A 6,311-nucleotide genomic window follows, 5' to 3' on the forward strand; every position below is an offset into this window, starting at 1 on the left:
TCTTGGTGTTTGGACGTTGGCGATGGCCTCTGAAGAACCATCGAGGTGAACGTTACGAACCAAGAAACCGAGAAACATCACCCGCCGGCGGGGAACCGACTCCCTCGCAAAGGGGCTCCTGACCGACTCATGTCACCAATCCATGGCGGTGAGCGTAGATGACAGCTTGGACACGATCGCGCAAACCGAGTTTGAACAGAATGCGGGAAACGTGGGATTTGACGGTTTCATCGCCGATGAAGAGTTGACCGCCGATCTCGGTGTTGCTGTGGCCGGCGGCCACCAGCAGAAGTACCTCTTTCTCTCGGGGGGTGAGGCGGTTTACCGCTTCCGCGGACTCAGCGGTGTCGCGCGGCGCGATGCTGGCGGCGAATCGGGACACCAGGCGGCGGGTCACGGCGGGGTCCACCAGAGAGTCGCCTCGGGCCGCAATCCGGACGGCTGCGATGAGTTCCTCGGGGGGAAGGCTTTTGAGCAGGAAGCCGCTGGCTCCGGCCGACAGCGCCCGGTAAACGTATTGGTCCGTGTCGAACGTGGTGAGCACCAGAACTTTGGCAGTGTTTGTCGGATTGGACAGGATCGCCCGGGCAGCGTCGATCCCGTCGAGTTTGGGCATTCGAACATCGAGGATCGCGATGTCGGGCCTGAGCCGGGTGACCTCCGCTACCGCGGCCTTCCCGTCGCCAACTTCACCCACGCAATCAAAGTCATCCTGAGTGCTCAAGATGGCGCGCAGCCCGGAACGAAAGACGGCGTGGTCGTCGGCAAGCACAATTCGTAGCGTCATCAGGACTCCGCAAGGGGCAGCACGACAACGGTTTCCCATCGGAGTCCGTCCGGCCCGGGACCATAGGCGACGGTACCTCCGAACAGTGCAGCACGTTCCCGTATTCCAGCCAGACCACGCGATCTCGGGCGGGGCTCGTCGGGGTTGCCGAATGCAGAATCTGCCACCGGACCAATAGTATTGCTCGCGGTCACCGACACCGCGGAATCTCGGTACCGCAGGCAGATATCGACGGTGCCGCCATCGCCGTAGCGCGCAGCGTTGGTCAGCAACTCCTGTGTTATCCGGTACAGCGCCAGCTGGACTGAATCTGGCACCGGGCGCGCGCCCCCTTCGCTCGTGAAACGGGTCGCCAGACCGGCCCGTCGAGCCCCGTTGAGCAAGTCCTCGATGTTCTCGAGCCGTACTTGATCACTACCCGTGGACTCGCCGTGTAGGACATCAAGGAGCCGCCGCAGATCTGACATCGCTGCGCGACTGGACAATTCGACAGCAGACAGTGACTCCTGGACGCCGGGAGGATCCGTGGCGGCAGTCAACCGCATCCGTGCCGCGCCGGCATGGACACCAATGGCACTGACGTGGTGTGAAATGACATCGTGCAGGTCACGCGCGATCGAGCTGCGCTCCTCACGGACTGCCTGATCGACGGCCGCACGGGCGTCACGCCGTTGGGCCTCGGCCTGTCGCTCCAGTTCGGCGATGTAGCCGCGCCGGGCTGTCGTGTAGCGACCCACCAGCCAGGGCAGCAGTGCGTTCGAAGCCACGTCGACGACCATGGGGTCTTGACCGGGGTCCCCGTAGATCAGCGATGCGCCAACGGCACTGAAGACCAGCACTGCCAGGGCCACCCGCGCAGCTGTGCCACTCAACCACGCGCCCGCACGATAGCCCGCGATCAGAAACCCCGCGCTGCCGACGCCGTGCGCCGCTACCGTCCCTGCCGTCAGGACGGCCGCGACGAGCTGAACGATGGCGTGGGCCGCGGCCACCCAGCCGGAGAAACGAGCGGGCAGGGCCAACGCAGCGTCTGCGAGAGCAATCGCGACAAAGACTCCCCAATCCTGCGGGCGCAGAACGGACACCGGCGCCGAGAAGAGAAACTGGACGGCGTCCGCAAAAAGGCATACTCCTGCCACCAACAATGCTTGACGTGTCAGTGACCGAGTAAGGTCTGCCGCACCCGAACTAGGCGTCGCGGCATGATCGGCGGCGATCGGGGCCGGTGCTGTGGATGAGCTCACCTTCTCATGATCCGGCGAAACACGGCCCTACGTCGACCCCTCTCCCCCGTTTGGGGGACTCCACTCCCCACATGGAGTGATGATCCGTGGTGACCGGGGTCATATCGTCAAGCCAGCAAGGCGAACTCAGGCATTCAGCTCATGAGCTGTTGCAGCTGTTCGCGTCGAATACCACCGCGTCGTCCCATGCAAGCCTCTGGGCGCCCCAGTCTTCGAAACATCTGATCGATGAGCATCTTCGCGGAAGCCGAGAGGAACTACCATGCTGGCTCTTATAGGTTTCAGCGCCATAGCGCTCTTCACCGTGCTCGTGATGGCCAAGAAGATGTCCGCCGTCGCCGCTCTCATCCTGGTTCCAGCTGTTCTTGCGCTGATCGCCGGATTCGGTGCCGATGTGGGCGACATGATGGTCCAAGGAATTGTCGAAACCGCGCCAACTGCGGTGTTTCTCGTCTTCGCGCTGCTGTACTTCCTGGTGATGTTCGAATGCGGCTTGTTCGAGCCGTTCGTCCGTCGGATCCTCGCGGCGGTCGGTGAGGATCCGGTGCGAATAGTCGTGGGAACGGCGATCCTGATCATGGTGGTCGGACTGGACGGTGACGGTGCAACTGCCGCGCTCATCACCGTTTCGGCGATGTATCCGATTTATCGCCGGGTCGGAATCAATCCCCTCATCATTGCGATGCTTCTCGCCGTGATCTGCCCGGTCCTCAACTGGATGCCGTGGGGAGGCCCCCCGGCACGAATGGCGATCTCTTTGGACATCGAGATAGCGGACATCGTGATTCCCATGTTGCCGACAGTCTGCATCTCCCTGTTGGCGGCCGTGGTCTTCGCGTATTTTCTCGGACGCTCGGAACGACGCAGATTGCGCAAGCTCGCGCCGGTGAGCCACGTGGGTCCGGCCGACGATGAAGAACTGAACCCTCACTCCCCTCGCACCGTGATACAGCCGCGCAAGTTCTGGTTCAATCTGCCGCTGACGCTCGCGGTCATGGTCCTATTTGCTACGGGTTTTGTGCCCCTACCCGCCGTCGCGATGGCCGCGTTCGCCATTGCGGTCACGGTCAATTTTCCCGATCTACACGAGCAGCAGGAGCGGTTGAAGCCGCACGCCGGCACGGTGGTCCTGCTGAGCACCCTCATTCTGGCTGCCGGCGCGTTCACCGGCATCATGACCGAAGGTGGCATGGTGGCGGCGATGGCCGACAGCATCATCTCGGTTGTCCCCGCAAGCTGGGGTGGTGGGTTCGCATTCGTCACGGCGGTCCTGTCCATGCCATTACTGATCGTGTTGTCCACCGACAGCTTCTACCTGGGAGTTGTTCCGATGCTCGCGCACACCGCAGCGGCATTCGGTGTTCCCGCCGAGGTCATCGCCCATGCCGCTCTCATCGGCACGCCCCTGCATTCACTCAGCCCGCTCATCGCGCCGATCTACTTCGTCGCAACGCTATTGCGGACCGACATCGGATCCCTACAGCGGTATGCCATGCCGTGGGCGTTGGGTTTATGTCTGATCGCCATGCTCGGAGCCACCATTACCGGCGCCATCTACGCGGTATAGCTCCAACCCGCTTTGCACTGTCCGCCAATCAATTTCAGGAGACACTGTTGAGAGTCCGCACCTACATCGGTGGCCCGATCGCCACCACCAAGCATGACACGGCGGTACACGAGTCATGAGTAGTCGAAACACCGTCATTCTCAGCAGTTCTCGACACGCCTTCACGTCACGGCTGATCGAGATCGTCGGCGACACCAACCAGCTGACAGGCACGGACATACCGGCGGACTACGCCCACGACGAGGCCCTGAACGCCGTCCCGCAGCAGCCTACCTATTTGGCGAGGCCCCGAAGCGCCGAGGAGGTGGCCGAACTGTTGAAAACCGCAGTCGAATTCAGCGTGCCGGTCACCGCGCGAGGTTCGGGCACAGGTCTTTCTGCGGCCGCGAGACCTCGAGAGGGAGGCCTCGTCATCTCGTTCGAACGGATGAACCAGATCGTGGAGATCGACACCGTCAACCACGTCGCCGTCGTCCAACCTGGCGTCACCCTGGCACACTTGGAGGACACGGTCGCGGCCACCGGACTCTGTTACACAGTTCATCCCGGTGAGGTCAGCGCAAGCCTCGGCGGTAACGTCGGCACAAATGCAGGCGGGATGCGCGCGGTCAAGTATGGCGTCACACGTCACAATGTCGTTGGCCTGCAGGCGGTCCTACCCTCCGGTGAGATCATCCGTACCGGGGGCAAGATCTCGAAGGTCTCCACCGGATACGATCTGACACAGCTGATCATCGGTTCGGAAGGTACCCTCGCCGTGACCACCGAGGTCACCGTCAAACTGTATCCGCGCTTGGCCCACGGTGCGACCATGCTGGCCCCGTTTGCGAGCTTCGATGAGGTGCTGGCGGCCGTTCCGAACGTCATCGCCAGCGGGCTCGAACCCCACATCTTGGAGTACATCGACAATCAAACACTCACCGCAATCTCCGCATACGAGAGTCTCAACCTCGGGATCCCCGCCGCGGTGCGCGACACCGCGCAGGCCTATCTTGTGGTCGCGCTGGAAAACCGCAAGAAAGACCGACTAGACGCTGACATCGACGAACTCGGCGGCCTGCTCGGCGACCTCGGCGCGATGGACGCCTACGTACTCGACGGTGGCTCGGCGCGAAGACTGATCACAGCGCGGGAAAAGTCATTCTGGACGGCCAAAGCAGCCGGCGCCGACGACGTCATCGACGTGGTGGTCCCTCGTGCGGCAATGCCGCAGTTCCTGCGACGTACCGCCGAGATCACCCAGGTACACGATGCAAGGGCGGCCGGCTGTGGGCACGTCGGGGACGGCAACGTTCACCTCGCCATCTTCTGCGAGGACGGCGTCACGCGAACAGCGCTGTTGACCGAAATCTTCGCGGTGGGGATGGAATTGGGCGGTGCCATCTCGGGTGAGCATGGCCTCGGGCAGACCAAGGCCGACTACTTCGTCGACCTCGAAGACCCGGCCAAGGTCGCGCTGATGCGCCTGATCAAGGAGAGCTTCGACCCCGCCGGCATCCTCAATCCTGGCGGCATTTTCGCTGAGAGGACCGAAAGGTGAGCATCATGAACGGAGCCCAGTCGCTCATCCGCACACTCGTCGACGCCGGTGTGGAGGTCTGCTTCGCAAATCCCGGCACGTCGGAGATGCACTTCGTGGCCGCACTCGACGCCGTCCCCGCCATGCGCGGAATACTCGCGCTGTTCGAAGGCGTCGTGACCGGCGCTGCCGACGGCTATGCGCGAATTGCGGACAAACCGGCGGCAACGCTGCTGCACCTCGGTCCCGGGCTCGGTAATGGCTTGGCCAACTTACACAACGCTCGTCGGGCACACAGCCCGGTGGTCAACGTGATCGGTGATCACGCCACCTACCACAAGCAGTACGACGCCCCGCTCGATTCGGATATCGAAGCCGTCGCCGGTTCGCTCAACGGTTGGCTCCGTCGGTCCGAATGTACAAAAGACATCGGTATCGACGCGGCCGGCGCGGTGGCGGCGTCCCAGGATGGCGCCGGCCAGATCGCGACTCTGATCCTGCCCGCCGACGCGTCGTGGGGTGACGGTGGTCAACCCGGTGCCCCCGTCCCGCCCCTTAGCAGACCGACGGTCGATCCCGCCTCGCTGCAGAACATCGCCGCGGTGCTGACCAGCGGTGAGCCCGCGGCGCTGCTGATCGGCGGCGGCGCGTGCCGGGAAGCAGGTCTGCTCGCCACCAGCCGGATCGCGGTAGCCACCGGCGCGAAGACCTTCGTCGAGACGTTCCCGGCCAGACTGGAACGCGGAGCGGGCCTGCCTGCGATCGAGCGGCTCGGCTACCTACCCGAACAGGCCGCCCGGCAGCTCGACGGACTCAAGCATCTCATCGTTGCCGGAGCCAGGCCGCCGGTCTCGTTCTTCGCCTACCCCGGCATGGCAAGCGACCTGGTGCCCCAGGACACCCAGGTGCACCTGCTCGCCGACGTCGACCAGGATGTCACTGGCGCGCTCGAGGACCTGGCGAACGTGGTCGGGGCCAACGCCGAACCAGCGCTCCAGGAAGCCAACCGGCCGGCCCTGCCGAGCGGCCCGCTCACCCCGCAGAACTGGGTCGACGTCATCGGCGCGCTACTTCCCGCACGTGCGATCGTCGTCGACGAGTCAAACACCTCCGGTCTGCTGCTGCCGGCCGCCACCGTGGGCGCGCCGCGCCACGACGTGCTGACCCTGACCGGCGGCGCGATCGGCTACGGCA

5 protein-coding genes are annotated in these 6,311 nt (G+C 63.8%); 3 read left to right on the top strand and 2 right to left on the bottom strand.

What is annotated here, in order from left to right; all coding sequences use genetic code 11:
- Positions 1–127: 127 nt before the first annotated feature.
- Both WBB07_RS10420 and WBB07_RS10425 read right to left on the bottom strand, forming a co-directional pair.
- Positions 128–787 (bottom strand): response regulator transcription factor, encoded by a 660-nt coding sequence (locus WBB07_RS10420; RefSeq protein WP_526307317.1) that lies wholly within the window; start codon positions 785–787, stop codon positions 128–130.
- Complete coding sequence (locus WBB07_RS10425; RefSeq protein ID WP_526307319.1) at positions 787–2,031, bottom strand: sensor histidine kinase; 1,245 nt, start codon at positions 2,029–2,031, stop codon at positions 787–789. Before WBB07_RS10425 ends, WBB07_RS10420 begins: the two co-directional genes overlap by 1 nt.
- 262 nt (positions 2,032–2,293) lie before the next feature.
- Here WBB07_RS10425 and WBB07_RS10430 point away from each other — a divergent pair, with 262 nt between their 5' ends.
- From WBB07_RS10430 to WBB07_RS10440, 3 genes are all read left to right on the top strand, one after another.
- Positions 2,294–3,598: a CitMHS family transporter gene (locus tag WBB07_RS10430; protein ID WP_526307321.1), complete on the top strand. Its 1,305-nt coding sequence runs from the start codon at positions 2,294–2,296 to the stop codon at positions 3,596–3,598.
- A gap of 115 nt (positions 3,599–3,713) precedes the next feature.
- Complete coding sequence (locus WBB07_RS10435) at positions 3,714–5,138, top strand: FAD-binding oxidoreductase (RefSeq protein WP_526307323.1); 1,425 nt, start codon at positions 3,714–3,716, stop codon at positions 5,136–5,138.
- 5 nt (positions 5,139–5,143) lie between these two features.
- Positions 5,144–6,311 (top strand): acetolactate synthase large subunit (locus tag WBB07_RS10440; protein WP_526307325.1); only part of this gene is annotated, 1,168 nt, incomplete at its 3' end.

The sequence above is a fragment of the Mycobacterium sp. genome, from assembly GCF_049647605.1.
In the GTDB taxonomy this organism is placed as follows: Bacteria; Actinomycetota; Actinomycetes; order Mycobacteriales; family Mycobacteriaceae; genus Mycobacterium.